The sequence below is a fragment of the Streptomyces sp. ADMS genome (genome assembly GCF_033441795.1).
In the GTDB taxonomy this organism is placed as follows: Bacteria; Actinomycetota; Actinomycetes; order Streptomycetales; family Streptomycetaceae; genus Streptomyces.
This window is the reverse complement of record NZ_JAVFVX010000084.1, coordinates 15833-34882: the sequence shown is the minus strand read 5'-3', so window position 1 is coordinate 34882 and position 19050 is coordinate 15833. Positions and strand designations below refer to the sequence as shown.

The 19050-nt window shown below is 71.8% G+C and carries 16 protein-coding genes and 2 pseudogenes; 6 read left to right on the top strand and 12 right to left on the bottom strand.

Features of this window, described 5'->3' with window-relative positions:
* Positions 1-160 precede the first annotated feature (160 nt).
* The 3 genes from RB628_RS29225 to RB628_RS29215 all read right to left on the bottom strand — a co-directional run bounded on the left by RB628_RS29225 (position 161) and on the right by RB628_RS29215 (position 1572).
* Positions 161-283, bottom strand: coding sequence for a hypothetical protein (locus RB628_RS29225; protein WP_318323531.1), 123 nt, complete (start codon positions 281-283; stop codon positions 161-163).
* Between the two features lie 22 nt (positions 284-305).
* Positions 306-1220, bottom strand: coding sequence for a universal stress protein (locus RB628_RS29220; RefSeq protein ID WP_318323530.1), 915 nt, complete (start codon positions 1218-1220; stop codon positions 306-308).
* A gap of 151 nt (positions 1221-1371) precedes the next feature.
* Complete coding sequence (locus RB628_RS29215; protein ID WP_318323529.1) at positions 1372-1572, bottom strand: hypothetical protein; 201 nt, start codon at positions 1570-1572, stop codon at positions 1372-1374.
* Positions 1573-1766: 194 nt separating this feature from the next.
* Here RB628_RS29215 and RB628_RS29210 point away from each other — a divergent pair, with 194 nt between their 5' ends.
* Positions 1767-2231, top strand: coding sequence for a cyclic nucleotide-binding domain-containing protein (locus tag RB628_RS29210; protein WP_318323528.1), 465 nt, complete (start codon positions 1767-1769; stop codon positions 2229-2231).
* Between the two features lie 37 nt (positions 2232-2268).
* Positions 2269-2978 (top strand): annotated as a pseudogene (locus tag RB628_RS29205) (CBS domain-containing protein).
* On the opposite strand, the gene RB628_RS29200 reads toward RB628_RS29205, so the two are convergent.
* Positions 2973-3332, bottom strand: coding sequence for a hypothetical protein (locus RB628_RS29200; protein ID WP_318323527.1), 360 nt, complete (start codon positions 3330-3332; stop codon positions 2973-2975). The pseudogene RB628_RS29205 and the gene RB628_RS29200 sit on opposite strands and share 6 nt — an antisense overlap.
* A 45-nt stretch (positions 3333-3377) precedes the next feature.
* Here RB628_RS29200 and RB628_RS29195 point away from each other — a divergent pair, with 45 nt between their 5' ends.
* Entirely contained in the window at positions 3378-4373 is a 996-nt protein-coding gene (locus tag RB628_RS29195) for an Acg family FMN-binding oxidoreductase (protein ID WP_318323526.1), read from the top strand.
* Positions 4374-4766: 393 nt separating this feature from the next.
* Here the strand turns inward: RB628_RS29195 and RB628_RS29190 are convergent, their stop codons facing one another.
* The 3 genes from RB628_RS29190 to RB628_RS29180 form a co-directional block, all read right to left on the bottom strand.
* Positions 4767-5672 (bottom strand): universal stress protein, encoded by a 906-nt coding sequence (locus RB628_RS29190; protein WP_318323525.1) that lies wholly within the window; start codon positions 5670-5672, stop codon positions 4767-4769.
* Positions 5673-6102: 430 nt separating this feature from the next.
* Positions 6103-7128, bottom strand: a complete 1026-nt coding sequence (locus RB628_RS29185; protein ID WP_318323524.1) for a 2-hydroxyacid dehydrogenase — start codon at positions 7126-7128, stop codon at positions 6103-6105.
* Between the two features lie 350 nt (positions 7129-7478).
* Positions 7479-8156 carry a uracil-DNA glycosylase gene (locus tag RB628_RS29180; protein WP_318323523.1) on the bottom strand — a complete coding sequence of 226 codons (678 nt, stop codon included), beginning with the start codon at positions 8154-8156 and terminating at the stop codon, positions 7479-7481.
* A 419-nt stretch (positions 8157-8575) separates the two neighbouring features.
* Between RB628_RS29180 and RB628_RS29175 the strand changes: the two genes are divergently transcribed.
* A complete protein-coding gene (locus tag RB628_RS29175) occupies positions 8576-9496 on the top strand; it encodes a hypothetical protein (RefSeq protein ID WP_318323522.1) in 921 nt (306 codons plus the stop codon).
* A 114-nt stretch (positions 9497-9610) separates the two neighbouring features.
* On the opposite strand, the gene RB628_RS29170 is transcribed toward RB628_RS29175, so the two are convergent.
* On the bottom strand, positions 9611-11104 hold the full coding sequence (locus RB628_RS29170; RefSeq protein ID WP_318323521.1) for an FUSC family protein: 1494 nt from the start codon (positions 11102-11104) through the stop codon (positions 9611-9613).
* 195 nt (positions 11105-11299) lie between these two features.
* Between RB628_RS29170 and RB628_RS29165 the strand changes: the two genes are divergently transcribed.
* Positions 11300-11776, top strand: a complete 477-nt coding sequence (locus RB628_RS29165; protein ID WP_318323520.1) for an Lrp/AsnC family transcriptional regulator — start codon at positions 11300-11302, stop codon at positions 11774-11776.
* 517 nt (positions 11777-12293) lie between these two features.
* Here RB628_RS29165 and RB628_RS29160 read toward each other — a convergent pair.
* Positions 12294-13067: a LysR substrate-binding domain-containing protein gene (locus tag RB628_RS29160; RefSeq protein WP_318323519.1), complete on the bottom strand. Its 774-nt coding sequence runs from the start codon at positions 13065-13067 to the stop codon at positions 12294-12296.
* Between the two features lie 92 nt (positions 13068-13159).
* Between RB628_RS29160 and RB628_RS29155 the strand changes: the two genes are divergently transcribed.
* Positions 13160-13555 (top strand): DUF5997 family protein, encoded by a 396-nt coding sequence (locus RB628_RS29155; protein WP_318323518.1) that lies wholly within the window; start codon positions 13160-13162, stop codon positions 13553-13555.
* A gap of 73 nt (positions 13556-13628) precedes the next feature.
* On the opposite strand, the gene RB628_RS29150 is transcribed toward RB628_RS29155, so the two are convergent.
* From RB628_RS29150 to RB628_RS29140, 3 genes and pseudogenes are all read right to left on the bottom strand, one after another.
* Positions 13629-13796 (bottom strand): hypothetical protein, encoded by a 168-nt coding sequence (locus tag RB628_RS29150; RefSeq protein WP_318323517.1) that lies wholly within the window; start codon positions 13794-13796, stop codon positions 13629-13631.
* Positions 13793-14743, bottom strand: a pseudogene (locus tag RB628_RS29145) (NAD(P)/FAD-dependent oxidoreductase); the annotation flags it as partial. The gene RB628_RS29150 and the pseudogene RB628_RS29145, both read right to left, overlap by 4 nt.
* Before the next feature lie 201 nt (positions 14744-14944).
* Positions 14945-18820 (bottom strand): glycoside hydrolase family 2 TIM barrel-domain containing protein, encoded by a 3876-nt coding sequence (locus tag RB628_RS29140; protein ID WP_318323516.1) that lies wholly within the window; start codon positions 18818-18820, stop codon positions 14945-14947.
* Positions 18821-19050 lie beyond the last annotated feature (230 nt).

The following is a 19050-nucleotide window of genomic DNA, read 5'->3' as shown; positions in this document are numbered from 1 at the left end:
ATGACCTGCAGATTCCGGCGCCTTGATCCGCTACACCACTTGGCCGGACGCCACCCACGAACCGGGTCCTGGGACCGGCCACTCCCGTGGCGGTCCCAGGACCCGGTTCGTCACCGGCGAGACTCTGGTGCGCACAGCGGTCCGTGGAAGGTGCGGCCGATCACGTCGAGCCGGCCACCCGGTCGGTGTTCGCCTGCTGTACGGCCGCACCGGGGCGATCGCCCCGGTGCGGTGGCCGTGAGGCGCCGGTGGTGCCGGTGGTGCCGGTGGTGCCGGAAGCCAACGGGCTTATTTGGAAAGCCGGTTCAGTCGTGCGGTACGACGGCGACGGGGCAGCCGACATGATGCAGGGCCGCGTGCGTCACGGGCCCGATGTGCGTTCCGAGGTGGCCGTTCCGGACGCGGCGTCCCACGACAACGAGGGAGGCTCCGGACGATGCGCGCACCAGCGCGGTGGCCGCCCGCCCTTCGGAGACCGTCGCGGTCACGGAGACCTCCGGATACTTCTCGCACCACGGACGCAGCGTCGCGAGAACGGCGCGTTCCTGTGCCGCGAGCAGTTCCGGCCCGGCGTCCGTGACCGCACGAAGGTCGGCGCCGTCGGCCGACGGAACGCTGAAGGTGAAGGCGTGGATCACGTGCAGTGCGGCGCCGGAACGGCGGGCGGCCTCGAAGGCGAACTCGATCAGTTCGTCGCAGGGGCGTCGGATGTCCAGCCCGAGGACGACATCGCGGTACGGGAGCCCGGGGATCTCCTCCGGAGAGACACCGTCCGGGGCCGGCAGGTGCTCGTCGGCTGCGGTCTCACCCGCGCGGACGAGCACCACGGGACGCGGGGACCTGGCGACGGCCCGCTGGGACACCGAGCCGACCAGGAACCCCGCGATCCCGCCGAGCCCGCGGGAGCCCAGCACCAGCAACTCCGACTCCTCGGCCGCCGCGAGCAGGGTGGCGACCGCGGACCCGGACACCAACCGGTCGACGATCCGCACCCCGGGGTGTGCAGCACGGACGCTCATGACCGCCTGGTCCAGGGTCCGCTCGGCCCAGTCGCCCTCACTCGCCTCCGCCGGTACGGAGGAGGACGGGCGAGGGTGCCACGTCCACGCGTGCACCAGCCTCAGCGACGCTCCGCGGCGCAGTGCTTCCCGGGCCGCCCAGTGCGCGGCCGCGAGGCTCTCGGTGGAACCGTCAACTCCTGCGGTGACCTGCCGAACCATGCCGTCTGCCTCCTCCGTCCGAGCCTGCTTGCTCTTCTGGTCCGAGCGTTGCGCGAGAACGGCCTTGTCCACAGGGGCCGTACAGGCCCTTCACGGACCCTTTCGGCCCCGATCGGGTGTCCTGAGGACTCACACGCGTACCGGCATCCCCTCAGTGACCAACCAGGGGCCGAACGGGCCGGCGGGACGCCTCGGTCGTCCGCGTGGCCGTCGGCCGGCGTCGGATGTGGCGCCGCTGTGCCCGTACCACCAGCGCGTCGAGCGCGGCGCTGAGCGCGAAGGTGACCGCCATGGCGATCACCAGGAGGGCGGCGAACAGCCGCCAGAACTCCGGGGTCAGTGACGTACCCACTATGAACACCCCCTTCCAACGGGTTGTCTCCCTACTTCATCGAACCGCACGGCACGTTCCGGCACAGGGGGCCCAAGGGCTCTCACGGGGTACCGGGCGGCCCGGCCCGGGGGGCCGGGTGGCCCATGGCCGACGAGGAGGCACGAGACCACGCTGGACCCGGCAGGTTCGTCCACCCTGATCGGAGGCACGTCATGAACGCTCCCGCCACGGCCGGCATGTTGCGGGCACTGCCCGCGGAGCACCGGCATCGGCTGATGCGCTACGCCCGGGAGGTCTCGTTCCCCCAGGGCACCCGTCTCTTCGAGGAGGGTGGCAAGGCAGATCGGTTCTGGATCATCCGTACCGGCACCGTCACCCTGGACATGCACGTGCCCGGGCGCCGGGCGGCCGTCATCGAGACGCTCGGACACAACGAACTCATCGGCTGGTCCTGGCTGTTCGTCCCGCACGCCTGGCACCTGGGTGCCGAGGCGACCAGCCCGGTACGCGCATACGAGTTCGACGCCACCGCGATCCGGTCGATGTGCAAGGACGACCCCGTGCTCGGTCAGAGCGTCGCCCACTGGTTGGGCGACGTCCTCGCCCACCGCCTGCGCTCGGCCCGGACCCGGCTGCTCGACCTGTACGCCCCCTACGGCAGCGGCAGCCTCCTGTGACCGCGTCATCCACGAACCGAATCCCCAGGGAGGCATGATGCACGGCAACCCGCACATCGTGAGCGACGTCATGAGCACGACGGTCGCCGCCATCGGCCGTGCGGCCGTCTTCGAGGAGATCGTGCGGACAATGCAGGAGTGGAAGGTCAGCGCCCTGCCCGTGCTGGCAGGTGAGGGCCGAGTCGTCGGGGTCGTCTCCGAGGCCGACCTGCTGCCCAAGAGGAGTTCCGCGACACCGACCCCGACCGGTACACCCAGCTGCGGCGCCTGTCCGACCTGGAGAAGGCGGGCGCGGTGACAGCCGGGGAGCTGATGACCTCGCCGGCCGTCACCGTCCAAGCGAACGCGACGCTCGCCCAGGCAGCGCGGACCATGGCCCACGCGAAGGTCAAGCGGCTGCCCGTCGTCGACGACGTGGGCGTACTGCAGGGCATCGTCAGCCGCGCCGACCTGCTGAAGGTGTTTCTGCGCGACGACGAGGACATCGCGGAGGAGGTCCGCCGGGAGGTCGTGTCGTACCTCTTCCCCACCCCGGCGTCGACCGCGCACGTGAGGGTGCGGGACGGAGTCGTGACGCTCAGCGGTCGCATCCGGGACACATCTCTGGTACCCGTGGCAGCACGGCTGGTGCGGGCCGTCGAGGGCGTCGTGAACGTGGAGTTCGACCTCGCCGAGCACGGCGGTTCCTCCGGGTCGGCCACAGCCCCGTCAGGTCACATCGAGAGCGGCACCGCGTCGCCGTCATGACTCACCACGAGTGAAGAAGCCTCGAAAGGACGCCTCCAGGGACACCCGCACCGGCGCGTCCACCGGGTGACCGGTGCACACACCAGTTACTCGTGGCCGTCCGCCGGAACCCAGGTCGCTCACCATGGTCGGCGCCGTCTCCAGGAGTACGACGGTGATCTGGCGGCGCTCCACCTGGTCCGGTGCGGTTCCGGTCCCCGTGTTCCAGGCGCCAGAGGACCAGTCGGCCCCGGTGCGGCCGGCGGCCCCGGTCAGATGATCCCGCGGAGTGAAGTCGGGCCCTTCGGAACCGGACAGGGCCGTACGGCCCCTCCTCGCGCCACGCACGTGGACGTCACGCTGAGATCCGCTCACGACAAGCCCCGCCGCCCCGACGGCGCAGGGCGGGAGGAGTTCCCGATGCACTCCACGGATCTCACTGTCCCGACCCTTGAGGACCTGGTCTCCGCGGCCGTTGCCGCCCCCTCGATCCACAACACCCAGCCCTGGCGGTTCCGGCTGGCCCCGGACACCGTCACGCTGGAGATCCGTGCCGCAGCGGAACGCGGGCTGCGCCACATCGATCCGTCCGGGCGCGCCCTGCACCTCTCCGTCGGCTGCGCGGTGCTCAACCTCCGGGTGGGGGTTGCTCACTTCGGGCGGGAGCCGGTGACCCGGCTGCTGCCCCGGCCCGATGAGCCCGATCTGCTCGCGACCGTGCGGCTCGGCGGCCCCACCAGCGCTTCCTCCACACCGCACCTGTACGACGCACTGTGGCGTCGACGCAGCAGCCGCTTCCCTTACGCCGAGCGGCCGCTGCCCACCACCGTCCTGACGGAGCTCGCCGAGGCCGCCCATGCCGAAGGCGCCCTGCTGAGTCGTCCCGAGCCGGCCGAGACCGACGTCCTGCTGCAGCTCACCCGCGAGGCCGAGCAGCGCAACACGGCCGACCCCGACCGGGCGACGGAGAGCCGCCGCTGGGTGCACGAACCGAACGACGCGGCCCTCGGCATGCCGCCCGGCACGGTGGGCCCGCAGGACTTCCTGAACCGGCTCCCCATGCGGGACTTCGGTGCCCACCGGCACCCGGCCGCGCTGGCCGCCCGCCCCTTCGAGACGCGGCCGACCCTCCTGGTGCTCTCCACACTGCACGACCGGCGGGCCGACTGGCTGCGCGCCGGCCAGGCGCTCGAACGCGTCCTGCTGGTGGCCACCGCGCACGGCGTGCGCGCGTCACTGCTGCACCAGGCACTGGAGTGGCCGGATCTGCGCGACCAGATGGGACGGGCCCCCGGCGACCGGCGTGCTCACGCCCAGATCCTCCTCCGCGTCGGATACGGACCGGAGGGACCGCCCTCCCCGCGCAGGACAGCGGAACAGGCACTGGGCGAGGATCCACTGTCAGCCACCCGCTGAGCACGGCGGCGCACACTGCGTGAGCGGGTACGGGGGGCGAAGGGCGCCCGCCCGGTCGTCGTCTTCGCGGGCTGGGACGCGGCAGACAAGGGCGGCACCGTCAAACAGCCGCGGAACATCTCGACCCGCGTGCCGCCCGGACCGTGGCCCCGCTCAAACCGACCGAGCGCCCACGCACCCAGTAACACATCCGCCCGACCCTCGCACAGGCGAGCGGGCCCACCCGCCGACAGCGGAAGGCCAGTGGTCCGGTGCGCGGGGCATCGCCAGGCCCGCACGGTCTTCAGCGGCACCCGACGCCGCCCTGCCTCCTCGAAAGCGAAGCGCACTGCCGTGGCTGCCGCTCACCAGGCGGGTGTCCAGGGGCAGAGCGCCGGTGTATGGGTCGCTGCGTCAGCCGTGCGCGACGACGGCGACCGGGGCTGTCGCGTGGTGCAGTACGGCGTGCGTGACCGGGCCGAGGTGCGCGCCGACGGGGCTGCGGCGGATCCGTCGGCCCACGACGACCAGGGACGCGTCCCGGGAGGCTTCGACCAGTTGGACGGCGGGACTGCCGGCGCGGGACTCCTCGACGACCTTGACGGCCGGGTACTTCTCCTTCCAGCGGTGCAGCACCTCGGCCAGCGCGGCAGCGTCCTGCTTTCCCAGCAGGGCGTTGAGCTCGGGGTCGGCGGGCAGTCCGTACGCGAAGTACGGCGGCAGGTTCCAGGCGTGCACGATCCGCAGGGGCGTCACACGACGGGCGGCCGCCTCGAAGGCAAACGTGATCACCGCGTCGTCGGGGCTGTCGGTGTCGAGCCCGAGGACGACGGGCCCGAACCGGGTCCCGGCGAACGGGATTCCGGACGGATCCATCGCGTTCCCGTCTGCGGCCTGTTCCCCGGCACGGACAAGAACCACCGGCCGCTCGGCGTGCGCCACGACGGCCTGGCCCACGGAACCGACGAGGAATCCGCCGATGCCGCTCAGACCTCGGGAGCCGAGGACCAGCAGCGCGGCTTCCTTCGCCGCCTCTGTCAGCAACCCGGCCGGCCGGCCGACGACCTGATCCACGATCACGTCCAACCCCGGGTGCCGCAAGCGAAGTTCTGCGGCCGCCTCACGCGGGACGTCCTCGCTCCGGTACTGCTGCGTGTCGACACCGAGGAGCGGCGCCAGGGCCATGGGAGCGGGGACCGCCTCCCAGACGTGGACCAGTTTGAGCGAAAGGAAGCGCCGCTTCGCCTCGAGGGCCGCCCACTCGGCAGCGGCACGGCTCTCGGCCGAGCCATCGAGACCTACGACCACACTGCGGACCATGATTTCTGCCTCCTCAACGGGAATGTGACCCCAGCGTGGCGGTGCCGGGGGGCGGTTGTGCAGGGGCCGCAGGTCCCCGACCGAGGCCATTGGGCCCTGTGACCAGGCAGGCCGCGGACTGCGGCAACGGCCCGCTTCGCAAGGTCCGTTCGACAGCCGGGCCCCTGTCGTGGCCCCGGACCGGCCGAGGGTGACCCTTGCCGCACGGCCTCACCGGGGAGGGCCGCCCAGTGGGCAAGGAGCGGTGCCCGTCGGGGCAGTCACATGCTCCGCCAGACACTCAGCAGACAGTGCGCAGGCCGTAGGGGAAACCGGGCGCGGCCGGGGCGGTGCGCTGACCGCACGGTGCGAACGCCTGCCCCTCAGCGCCTTTGGACGGCTTGCCGGCGGGCTTCACAACGTCGGCGGTCCGGCGTGGGAGGGTGCCCGGTCACCGCCCGGCGCCGGTCTCGTGCCGGGGGACAAGGGTGTTGTCGCTCGTGCGGCCGGCGAAGTAGTCCACGACGTTGCCCACGGTCGTCTCGGCGATCTGGCCCACGGCGTCCCGGGTGAAGTACGCCTGGTGCGAGGTGACCAGCACGTTGTTGAAGGTCATCAGTCGCGCGAGGCGTTCGTCGGTCATCACCTCCAGCGACTTGTCGAGGAAGAACACCCCGGCCTCCTCCTCGTACACGTCCAGGCCCACCCCTCCCAGCCGCCCCGCGCGCAGCGTCTCCAGCAGCGCGTCGGTGTCCACCAGCCCGCCGCGGCTGGAGTTGACCAGGACCGCGTCGTCCTTCATCAGGGCCAGGGCAGGGGCGTCGACGAGATGGTGGGTGTCCCGCAGCAGCGGCACGTGCAGGCTGACCAGGTCTGCCTCGGCGAACAGCCGCTCCCGCTCGACGTACCGCATGCCCAGGGCCAGGCAGTCTGGGTTCTCGGTGATGTCCCAGCCCAGCAGCCGCATCCCGAAGCCGTGCGCGATCCGGGCGAACGCGACCCCGATCTTGCCGGTGCCCACCACCCCTGCGGTCCGGCCGTGCAGGTCGCGGCCCATCAGCCCGTCGAGCCGGAAGTCGAACTCCCTGGTGCGGTGCGCGGCCCGCACGATCCGCCGGTCGACGGCGAGCGCCAGCGCCCAGGCGAACTCGGCCACCGAGTACGGCGAGTAGAACGACACCCGGGTCACGGTCAGCCCCAGCTCCTCGGCTGCGGCCAGGTCGATGTTGTTGTAGCCGGTGGCCCGCTGGGCGATCATCCTCGTGCCGCCCCTGGCCAGCGCGCGCAGCACGTCCCCGTCGAGGGTGTCGTTGACGCTGCTGAGCACCACCTCGTGCCCGGCAGCGGTGGGGGCGGTGTCCCGGTTCAAGAACAGCCCCAGACAGCGCAGTTCATGTCGGCCGCCGAACTCCCGCTCGAACGCGTCCTGCAGCAGCGGCTGTTCGTCCGCGAGGACGCCGTACGCGACGATCTCCATGTACTTTCCTCCCACAGAGCCCTTGATCACCTCTCCACCGTAGGGCCGCAGCGATGCGACGGACGGGCCGACGGGCCTGAAGAGCCGGTCTCCTGGAGAGCTGGTTACGGGCCTGCGGGGCCAGGAAGCCGCTGGAAGCGGCCCTCGACCTCGACGACTGGGCAGGGCGCCGCGAAGACGGCGGCAGCGGCCTCGCCACCCGCGCCGGTCGGGATGCCGCCCGGCCGTGGTCGCCCCGGCGAGGCGGAATCACTGTGCGCCGCGGTTCCCAGCTCGCCGGAGGCCGTCCCAGCCTCTCGATGTCCGGCATCGACAATCCCGCCGCTTTCGGAGACAGCGCCCACTGCGGCCTACGGCAGTTGCCAGTCCACCGGTTGAGCGCCCTGCCGCACCAGTAGGTCGTTGGCCCTGCTGAACGGCCGCGAACCGAAGAAACCACGGTCCGCCGACATCGGCGACGGGTGGGCGGACTCGATCGACGGAAGATCCCCCAGAAGTGGCCGCAGATTGCGGGCATCCCGGCCCCACAGGACGGACACCAGCGGTTTGCCACGCGCCACCAATGCCCGGATGGCCTGCTCGGTGACCTCCTCCCACCCCTTGCCACGGTGCGCGGCCGGCTGGCGCGGCGCCGTCGTCAGCGCCCTGTTGAGCAACAGCACCCCCTGCTCGGTCCACGGCGTCAGATCACCGTTGGACGGCCGGGGCAGCCCCAAGTCCGTATGCAGTTCCCGGTAGATGTTCTCCAGACTGCCCGGCAACGAACGCACCTCGGGCGCCACCGCGAAACTCAGCCCGATGGCCATCCCCGGCGTGGGGTAGGGATCCTGACCGACGATCAGGACACGGACGTCGTCGAACGGCTGCTGGAAGGCCCGCAGGACATTCGCCCCAGCCGGAAGGTAGGTCCGGCCGGCCGCTATCTCGGCCCGGAGGAAGTCCCCCATCGCAGCGATACGTTCGGCCGCAGGTTCAAGAGCCTTCGCCCAGCCTGCTTCAACAAGTTCATGCAAGGGTCGTGGTGCCACAGCGCGTCACCCTACTGGCACACACCGGGGCCCCGCACAAGCACAGCAGGCGCCGCCCCCGTGGACCGGCGCCCGTCCTGACCGGACCGGAGACGTGGACGACCGAACAGCACACGTATTGATCGACATACGGACCAGAACGACCGACATGCGAGCCTGCTGCCCGATTGCCGGACAGGTCACGACTCGTCCCCTCTGCCGGGCAGGTTCCGTCATCGCACCGGGTTCTGACCACACCGCGCGTTGACCAGCACCGAAGCACCGCGGCGGGCGAGTCCGCCGGCCTCGCCCGGAGGAGAAGTCGTTACGTACCGATCACTTCTGTCTGTACGTAACTCATCAGACAAAAGCGGACGGATACCGCTCACCTGCACCCTCCCCGAACAGGGGAGCCCAATAAGCCAGTAACATGCGGCGCCATGAGCTCCCCCACTGGGCCCGCCGGCCTGCCAGTACGAATGCCGCGCCCCCGCCAGCCGGGCCGGCACCGCCGTCCCGAGCCTGTGGCGGCTCCCGAGGGTGCGCCCGCGCTCGTCCTCGCGGTGCCGGGCACGCCCAGTGCCGCCACGCGTGGCCTCGCCGAGGAGGTCGTGAGCATCGCCCGCTCCGAACTCCCCGGCCTCGACGCCCGCATCGGGTACCTCGACGGCGACGACGCGGAGTTCCCCACGCTCCAGTCCGTGCTCACGCACACCGCGCAGGAGCGTACCGCCCGCTACGAGCAGGCCCGCGCCGCCGGAGTGGACGCCAAGGAGCCCGAGGGGCCCGTGGCCGTGGTCGTGCCGCTGCTCGCCGGTCCGGACGGCGCGCTGCTGCGCCGGGTCCGTCAGGCCGTCATGGAGAGCCGTATCGCGGCCGACCTGACCGATGTCCTCGGCCCGCACCCGCTGCTCGCCGAGGGACTGCACGTACGGCTGTCCGAGGCGGGCCTCGCGCGCGCCGACCGGGCCCGCCTGTTCACCGTGGCGACTGCCGCGGACGGCATCATCCTGGCTTCCGTGGGTGGCGAGGAGGCCGTGCAGGCGGCCGGCATCACGGGCATGCTGCTCGCCGCGCGCCTCGCCGTACCGGTGATGGCGGCGGCCCTGGACGAGGACGGCTCGATCGCGGCCATCGCCGAACAGCTACGTGCCTCGGGCTCGCAGAACCTCGCGCTGGCCCCGTATCTGATCGGCCCCGAGATCGACGCCGGTCTGCTGGAGGCCGCGGCCACGGAGGCGGGCTGTGCCTCCTCCGACCCGCTCGGCCCGTACCCGGCCATCGGCAAGCTGGCGCTGGCCAAGTACACGACGGCACTGGGCATCGCCCCGCAGCAGTCTCAGGGCGCCCCGGTGCGCTGACCCGGGCAGCAACCCCGTAGGGCGAAGTACGACGGCCGGAACACCTGGTACGCCGAAGGGCCCGCTCCTTCCCGGGAGCGGGCCCTCGGCGTGTCCGGCGTGCGAGAGCGAACCTCAGGCCCCGACCAGCGGTGAACCCGACGGGCCGCGCAGCGGCTTGGCGAGCTCGGCCAGGGCCATTTCCAGGCCGTGCAGATGGGCGAGGGCGGGCTCGGCGGATTGGGGCCGGCCGGCGGGGGCCGTCACGGGGTCGGCGCGGCCCTCCGTGAGCGCCTCCACCGCGGCCTGCACGCGTCGGCAGGCGGCGGCGAGCCGGACGTCGCGGGAGGCCTCCGGGTCGGCGGCCACGGCGGCCAGGCCGCGGATCTCACGGGCGCAGTCGTCGAGGAGCGCCAGTACCCGGCGCGCCCGGAGCTTACGGGCGCGCACGGGGTTGAACGGATGCACGAGCGGCGCGACCGAGAGCCGGACACGCCCCAGCAGCAGCTCCAGTTCGGCCACGCGCGGTGCCGGGTCGCAGGACGCCCCGGCGAGCCGGGCGGTGGCCTCGGCGGTGCAGTCGTGGACGCAGCGCAGAGCGCGCTGGATCCAGGCGTCGGTGGTGGCGTGCGTGGTGATCGGCAGCACGAGAACCACGGCCAGCAGGGCGCCCAGGGCGCCGACACCGGTCTCCGCGAGCCGTACGGCGAGCAGTGCCGGGTCGAGAAGGCCCAGAAGCCCGTACAGCAGTTCGGCGAGCAGGGTGACCGAGAGCATCATCCATGTGTACGACACGGCGGCCGAGTAGAAGATGCCGAACACGCACACGGCGACCAGCACCGCCGTGGGGACGGCGGACCCCGCCACCGGCACGGCGACGACGAGGCCGAGCGCGATGCCAAGCACCGTGCCGAGGATGCGGCGGAAGCCGCGGAGCAGGGTCTCACCGCGCGAGGTGGTGTTCACGAAGATCCACCAGGTTGCGCCGACAGCCCAGTACCAGCGGTCCCCGGACACCAGTTGGCCCACCACCAGCGCGAAGCCCGCGGCGGCCGTCGCCTGGACGGCCTGACGGGTGGTGGCACGGGCCAGGCCGCGTTCGCCGGCCGGGACGGCGGGGGCCGGCGGTGGCGTGCGGCGCTCGTAGCACCACAGCCCGAAGCGCACCAGCGAGGCGGTGAGCACGGACAGGACGACGGCGGCGTACAGCTCGGGCAGCTGCTCCGGTCCCGAACGCAGGAACTGGGCGACGAAGAAGGTCATGAAGGCGAAGACGCCCAGACTGTGGCCGCGCGGTCCCCAGCGGCGCGCGTAGACACCCGCGCCGACGACGGCGAGGAAGGCGAGCCCGCGGGCGACCGGGTGCTCGTGCAGGGCGGCCGCCGCGGCGAGGACCGGGAGGCCGACGGCGGGCAGCAGCGCGGTGGTGACCGCCTGCCCGCGCACCGTGGCGTCGGTGACCGTGAACAGGGCGAGCAGTGCCGCGAGTCCGCCGGTCACTGCCCCGGTGAGCGAGTGCCCGGCGAGGCCGCAGCCGGTGACGGCCAGCCCGATGCCGAGCACGGCCCGCGCGGCGAACCGCAGCCGGGTCCGGCCCGGGTCCGGCGCCAGGAACACCCTCTTCAGCACTGCTGTCCCGCCCCACTGGTTTCGGCATACAAAAGGCGCCGCGGAGTCCGCAGCGCCATCGACGGGGGACATTGCAGCACTACTGCCACCACTGGCTCAAGTGAGGTCGATTAGGATGGGCCATTGGCACAGACATATCGGTCCGCAGCCGTTCACCGCCGAGCCAACGGACCATGTACGAGGAGGCCGGGCGCGATGGCCGTCGACGAGCTGGACACCCGCATTCTGCGACTGCTGTTGGAGCAGCCCGGAACGAGCGTGCGCGAGTACGCCCGTCTCCTCGGCGTCGCGCGCGGCACCCTCCAGGCCCGCCTCGACCGCCTCGACCGGGACGGCGTGATCACCGGCACGGGTCCTTCCCTCTCCCCCGCGGCGCTCGGTCACCCCGTGCTCGCGTTCGTGCACATCGAGGTCACCCAGGGCCATCTCGACGAGGTCGGGGACGCGCTGGCGGCCGTGCCGGAAATCGTCGAGGCCTTCTCGATCGCCGGCGGCGGTGATCTCCTCGCGCGGGTCGTGGCCCGGGACAACGCTCACCTGGAGGACGTGATCCAGGCGCTGATCAGCGTGCCGGGCGTGGTCCGCACCCGCACCGAGGTGGCGCTGCGCGAGCGGGTTCCGCACCGGCTGCTGCCGCTGGTGGAGTCGATCGGCCGTACGACCGCCGGCTGATCCCACTGCCTCTTCCTTCATGCCTCGGCATCCTCGGACCACCATGCGCCGCCCTTCTCGCGCAGCGGCGCGCGGGCCTCGTTCGCCCTGAGGCGGGCCGTCCGGGGTGGTGAGCTGCCGACGACCAGGTGTCCGGCCCGGCGGAAGTGTCCGAGGGCCGCCGCGGTGTCGCCCTGGCCAACGCCGGCGGGCCCATGGCCCGTTCGGTGGGCCCGGCCAGTTCCACCGGCCGGCCCGCGAGTGCGATCCCGGCCGGCCTGCGCGCGAGCGCCTCGCGCGGTACCGGTACGGCACGGGCGAGTCCGGCCTCGTACCCGCCGCGTGCGCCGAGTCCGGCGCAGACCTCTCCGCGAGCAGCACCAGCGCCGGGACGGACCAGCCGTACGGCGGCAGGTGGGCACAGTCGCAGGTCTCGCGGAGGAAGGCCGGCAGCCGGTCGGCCGCCTCGTCGTGGTCACCCGCCTCGCAGCGGGCCGGCGCGAACCCCGCCCGCCGGACGGAGGCCCGGTTCCGCGCCCTACTTGCGGCGGGGCTTGCCCTGGCGAGTGCCCCTGCCCGCCGCTCCGCCCTTCCCTGCGCCTCCGCCCCGGCCCGCCGACCTTCCCGCGGCGGGCTTGCGTGCCGCGCCCTCCGTACCGGGGCGCTTCTTCGTCTTCGGCTGCTGCGCCTCGGGCTCCTCGCGCCGTCCGCGTGAGCTGTTGACGGTGCGGCCGCGCACGATGCCGATGAAGTCCTCGACCAGGTCGGTGGTCCGGTTCTCCGGCCAGGACAGCGCGATCCGAGACTCGGGCGCGTCGGTCACCGGACGGTAGGTGAGGTCCTTGCGGTGGTGGAGGCGGGCGAGGGACTGGGGGACGACGAGGACGCCGATCCCGGCCGCGACCAGATCGACGGCGTCCTCGGTGGTCGCGGGACGCTCGATCGCGGGACGGCCGGGGAGGCGCTCCCAGGCAAGTGTGTCGTCGAGGGGGTGCAGCACGATGTCGTCGGCGAGGTCCTCCGCGGTCACCTCGTCGACGGCGGCCACGACATGGTCCTTGGGAACCACGACCACCGTGGTCTCGGTGTAGAGCGGGATCGCGCTGAGCACCGAACGGTCGACCGGCAGCCGTACGAGGCCGGCGTCGGCGTCGCCGCCCAGCAGCAGGCCGACCGCCTCGGCGGCGGACACCTGGAGCAGGGTCAGGGGGACGTCGGTGCGCCGCTCGTTCCAGATCCGCACCCACTTGGCGGGGATCACTCCCGGGACGTACGCGAGCCGGAACGCGGGGGAATCTTCCGAGCCAGTCACCGCGCCAGGCTACCTGCCGTACATTTCCCGCCGCTCTCCCGCCCGGTCCGCCGTGGTCGGCGCTGGTTCATACGCTCGATACCCTTGACACCATGACGACGCACCAGACCTCCCAGACCATGAAGCCCGCGACCGCGGCGAAGAAGCTGGGTGTGTACCTCCAGGCCACCCCCGCAGAGTTCCAGGAGGGTGTCGTCACGCGCGCCGAGCTGGCCGCGCTGCAGGCCGACCCGCCGGCCTGGCTGCGCGACCTGCGCCGCGACGGCCCGCACCCCCGTCCGGTGGTCGCGTCGAAGCTGGGCGTCTCCATCGCGGGGCTCGCCCGGGGCGGGGTCACCGAGGCCCTCACCACCGAGCAGATCGACGCGCTGAAGCAGGAGGACCCCGAGTGGCTCCGGCACGAGCGCTCCGTGCAGGCCGACGTCCGCAGGGAAGCGGTGCGTATCAAGGAGTTGCAGCAGGAGAAGCTGGAGAAGCAGGGCAAGTAGGCGGGGCGGCGGCCTGGCGGAGGAGTTCCGGGGCCGCTTCGCCGGCGCAGACCGCGTGACGGCTTCCGTCCGTTCAGCGGCGGAGCCGGTCGAAGCGGAACGGTGCCAAGGCATCGGGGCGGCGGCCTGTGCGGATGTACTCGGCGAGTCGGTGCCCTGTGGCGGGGCCCAGGGTGACGCCGAGCATGCCGTGTCCGGTGGCCGCGAAGGCGTTGTCGTACCCGGGGAGGCGGTCGATCACCGGGAGCCCGTCGGGGAGGAACGGCCGCCCGCCCAGGGTGCGCGGATAAGGCTCACCAGGTCGTCCGGGTCGTCGAACCAGGGGCCCAGGCGGTGGCGGCTCGCCAGTGCCACGGCGACGATCCTGCGCCAGTCGAGGCGGTTGTTGTTGCCGCTCAGCTCCATGGTGCCGCCGATCCGCGTGGTGCCGCCGATCGGTGAGGCGACGGCCCTGCGTTCCCCGAAGCAGAGGGTGTGCCGGGGCGCCGGATCCAGGTCGACCGAGAAGCTGTAGCCCTTGCCCGCCTGGAGCGGCAGCCGGTGTCCGAGGGTGCGCAGCAGCGCCGGTGAGCGCATGCCGGCCGCGATGACGACCGACGAGCAGGGAACGTCCCCCTGGTCCGTGCTCAGCGCGGTGACCCGCCCTCCCCCGGTCCGGAACCCCGTCACCTCCGCGTTCTCGTGCACCTTCACTCCGGCCACGTTCAGTGCCTCGCCTAGTCCTCGTGCGAACGCCTCCGGATCGACCACCCCCTCCCCCTCGACCAGGTAGGCCGCGCGTACGCGGGGCGACAGCGCCCCGTCCAGCAGACGTGCCTCGGCGCCCGTGGTGATGTCGTCGGGCATCGGGTGGTGGCCGTCCGCCGCCTCCCGCTGGACGGCGAGGTGGCGGCGGGCCTCCGTCGGGGACAGGAACGCGTGGACCATGCCGGGCCGGGTCAGGGTCGTGGCCACCCCTGCCTCGCGCAGGCCGTCGAAGAGGTCGAAGGTGGGCCGGTTCAGCTCGGCGATCGCCGCGGAGCCGTGCCGGAACGCGGCCGGGGTGCTGCTGCGCCAGAACCGCCGGAGCCACCGGGCGAACGCCGGGTCGGGCAGCGGCCGTAGATAGAGCGGCGAGTCGGGCCGTCCGAGTGAGCGCAGGGCGTAGCGCAGTACGCCCGGGGCCGGGACGGGTGTCGAGTGGCTGAGGCAGACCCAGCCCGCGTTGCCCCGCGAGACGGCCGAGCCGAGTCCGCGCCGCTCGACGACCCAAGATCGAGCAGCTCACCGGCCGCCCGCTGCGCGAACACCGGACCACCATGGCCCTGTACCTCGTCTGTCTGGCCGACGAACTGGGCGAGGGCGCCACCCCCGATGAAGGGTGACGCCCCCGGGACCTGTGTTCCTGTCTTACCCGGCGGACTCCCCCGCCGTGGGCCGCCGCGAGGCCGCCATCGCCTCGTCGACGTCCGTCAGGGGGCGCAGCCGGTAGCTGTACGAGTAGTCGCGGCCCGCGAACAGCTTGTACTCGTCGTGGGTGTGCGCGCCCCAGCTGTTGTCGCCGCCGACTCCCATCTGGCGGTGGCTCAGGCGCAGGACGACCTCGTCGCGCGGAGTGAGCTGGTAGTCGTGGCGGGCCCCGACCGACAGGTCCTCCGGTGTGAAGTGCGAGGCGTTGACCTCCAGGAGCGGTTCGGCGGAGACCAGCAGGCCGGTGCCCCGGCGGTCTGTGAGGGCGATCCAGCGGATGTCGGTCTTGTTGCCGTTCTCCTGCGGGCGCAGATAGGAGGTCCACTGCCCGTCGACGGTGCCGGAGTACAGGCCCACGTCGGTGGCGTTGTTGCGGTCCCAGTGGTTCTCCTCGGGGCCGCGGCCGTAGTAGTGCAGCCTGTCCAGGCGGCCGGGCAGGAACAGCAGGGTGCCGACCTCCGGGATGTACGGCAGCGAGGCGGCCCCCGGGTGGAGGGTGTTGTCGACCTTGATCTCACCGTTGCCGAAGACGGTGTAGGTGGTGGTGTACGTCGATGCCGTCGTCGTGGGCAGCGTGCCGGCGACCTTGATCTCGACGGCCCGGTCCCGCAGGGCGCGGACGGTGACACCGGTGACCGTCCGCCGCGTGCCCGCGTCGCGCCAGGTCTGGTTGCGGGTGTGCTGGCCGTTGCCCCGGTCGTTGTCGATGGGCGCCCGCCAGAAGTTCGGGGTGGGCCCGGAGGAGATCAGCTGGGTGCCGCGGGCCTTGTACGACGTGATGACGCCGGTCGCCTTGTCGACGGTGACCGAGAAGCCCTTGCCCTTGACGGTGACCGACGCGTCGGCGTCCTCGTGGCTGAGTGCCGGGACGCTGTCCAGCGGTCTGGGCGTGACGGCGGGGCTGCCTGCGTCGAGGGCGAGCTGCTGCCGGGCCACCTCGAAGCCGGCCCTGGCCCACTTCGTGCTCTCCCTGGTGGTGAAGGACAGCTGCAGGAAGTACTCCGCGCCCGGCGCCGGGTCGTCCGGCAGCTCGAAGGGAACGGTGATGTCCTTGCTGGACAGGGGCGCCACGTCGAGCTGGGCGCGGGTCAGCCTTCCTCGCCGGATTACTCTTCCGTCGGCGACCAGTTCCCAGCGCCCCTCGAATGCGCGGAGGTTGGTGAAGAGGTACTCGTTGGTGAGTGTGACCGCTCCCTGCGAGGCACCCGAAGTGACCTGCACCGCCTGGTAGATCCGCTTGACCTCGGCGGACTTGCCGGTGAGCCCGCGGTCGGCGGTGACGATGCCGTCCCCGGCGAAGACCCCGTCGTTGGGGTTGTCGCCCCAGTCGCCGCCGTAGGCGTAGAACGTCTTGTCGCGGGGCCGTTTCTCGGTGAGACCGACGGTGGCGGCGTCGAACCAGAACCGGACGCCGTCGTCGCCGGGGCCACGGCTGTCGGAGGCCAGCTCGGCGGCGCTGAGCGCCCGGGCGTAGACGCGGGCCCGCCGGATGGTGCCGCTGAACTCCCGGGTGGGGTTGTCGATGTCGGTGGCCAGGGCGAGGGACGCGGTGTTGTTGCCGGGCCGCCGGGTGGTGGTCCTGGTGGCCCGCGCCACGCCGTCGACATGGAGGGTCAGCGTGCCCGCCGTCGCGTCGAAGACACCGGCGACGTGGTGCTCCCTACCGGTCCAGTCGCCGGGCAGCGTCCAGTACGCGCTGACCCACTGGCCACCGCCGTGGATGAAGAACTCCAGGCCTCTGTCCGACTGCTTCAGGGCGTACTGGGTGTCGCCCTTGGCGATGATCGGCTGGTGGTAGCCGAGGACGTCCGGGGTGATCCACGCCTCCAGCGTCAGCGAGCCGGTGAGGTCGAGGCCCGCGTCGCGGGCGAAGACGGTGCCGCCGGAGACGCCCTCGTCGCGGGTGAAGGTGCCGGCGGGAGCGATGATCTCGCCGTGGAGCGCGGCGGGCCCGGTCTCGGTGAACAGTTTGCGCGTCGGGGTGGGCCAGCTGAGGGCCTGGTCGGCGAAGTCCCAGATCCAGCCGCCCTGCAGCACGGGATAGCGGCGGACGAGATCCCAGTACTTCTTGAAGTTCCCGTTGGAGTTCCCCATCCCGTGGGAGTACTCGATCATCACGTACGGCCGGGTGTCGGCGGTGTCCTTCGCCCGTTGCTCGACGCGGGCGGGACTGTCGTACATCTCGGAGCGGATGTCGCTGATGCCGGGGCGGTCGTCGCCCTCGTACTGGATGACACGGGTGGTGTCGTAGGAGCGGATCCAGTCGTACATGGCGTTGAACGTGGTGCCGCCGCCCGCCTCGTTGCCGAGCGACCAGATGACGACCGAGGCGTGGTTCTTGTCGCGGTGGACCATGTTCTGGGCGCGGGCCACACACGCGGTGGTCCACTCGGCGTGGTTTCCGGGGTACTCGCCCCGGACGCCGTGGGTTTCGAGGTTGGTCTCGTCCACGAGGTACAGGCCGTACTCGTCGGAGAGTTCCAGCCACAGCGGGTTGTTCGGATAGTGCGAGGTGCGGACGGTGTTCATGTTGAGCCGCTTGATGATGCCGATGTCCTCGACCATGTCCGCCCGGGTGAGCGCCGAGCCGTGGACCGGATGCATCTCGTGCCGGTTGGTGCCCCGGAAGGAGACCGGCTTGCCGTTGATGCGCATCAGCCCGTCCTGCAGGGCGAACTCGCGCAGGCCGACCCGGTGGGAGAGGGTCTCGATCACCTTGCCGGCCGGGTCGCGCAGACGGAGCACGGCCGTGTAGAGGTTCGGGTGTTCGGCCGACCACAGGCGCGGGGCGGGTACGGCCTTCGCGGCCTGTACGGACTTCTCCTCGCCGGCGCCGAGCGCGACGGTCTGCTGGAGCGGACGCGACCAGACCGGGTGCCCGTCGGCGTCGTACAGCTGGGTCTCGACGGAGTACCGGCCGGCGCCCCTGCCGCCGTAGTCCCGCACGTTCGCGGTGACCGACAGTTCGGCCGCCGTGTATTCGTCGCTCAGGGGGGTGTCGAGCCGGAAGTCGCGCAGGCGCACGGCCGGCGTGGAGTACAGGTAGACCGAGCGGAAGATGCCGCTCAGCCGGATCATGTCCTGGTCCTCCAGCCAGTCGCCGTCGGAGTAGCGGTAGACCTCCACGGCGATCCGGTTGGTGCCCGGCTTCAGGTACGGGGTGATGTCGTACTCGGAGGGGTCGTACGAGTCCTCGTGGTAGCCGACCAGCTCGCCGTTGATCCACACGTAGTGGGCGGACTTGACGCCCTCGAAGTGGAGGAAGGTCCGTCGTCCCGCCCAGTCGCGCGGGACCGTGAAGGTACGGCGGTACTGGCCCACGGGGTTGTGGAGGGTGGGGGCGGCCGGCGGCTGCGCCTCCTCGCCCCGGCCGTTGGGGCCCCACCAGGGGTAGTCGATGTTGACGTAGATCGGGCTGTCGTACCCGTGCAGCTGCCAGGCCGAGGGGACGGGGATGGTGTCCCAGTCACTGTCGTCGACGTCGGTGCGGTAGAAGTCGGTGGCCCGGTCGTCGGGGCGGTCGACGTAGGCGAACTTCCAGGTGCCGTCGAGGCTCAGCCGGTACGGGGAGCAGGTGCGGTCGGCGGCGAGGGCCTGGGCGACGGTCGCGTACGGCATCAGCGTGGTGTGCGGCGGCTCGGTGCCGAGGCGGAAGACGTCGATGTGGCCGTTCCACTCGGGGGTGGTGTCCGACGCGTCCGCAGCGGCGGCCCGGTGGGCGGTGGCCGCTCCGGAGAGGGCGAGCGCGCCGAGGACGGCGGCCCCTCCCTCCAGGAGACGGCGGCGGCTGACGGCGAACTCGTGGGGGTGCGGCATGACCGTGGCCTTCCTCGGTACGACAGTGCGCTGTTCGGACTGAGGATGCGTCAGATCGTGTTCGTTACTGTTGACAATCGACCCGGAATCCGACAGCGCTGTGGTCATCGGTGACGGCTCAACTCACCGGGGTCGTGCAGGAGTTGATATCGAGTCAGCACACAACTGCTGGTGACAGTGGGAGCTGCCGAGCCAGGCTCACCCTAGGACTTCGAACACAGCCGAAGCAA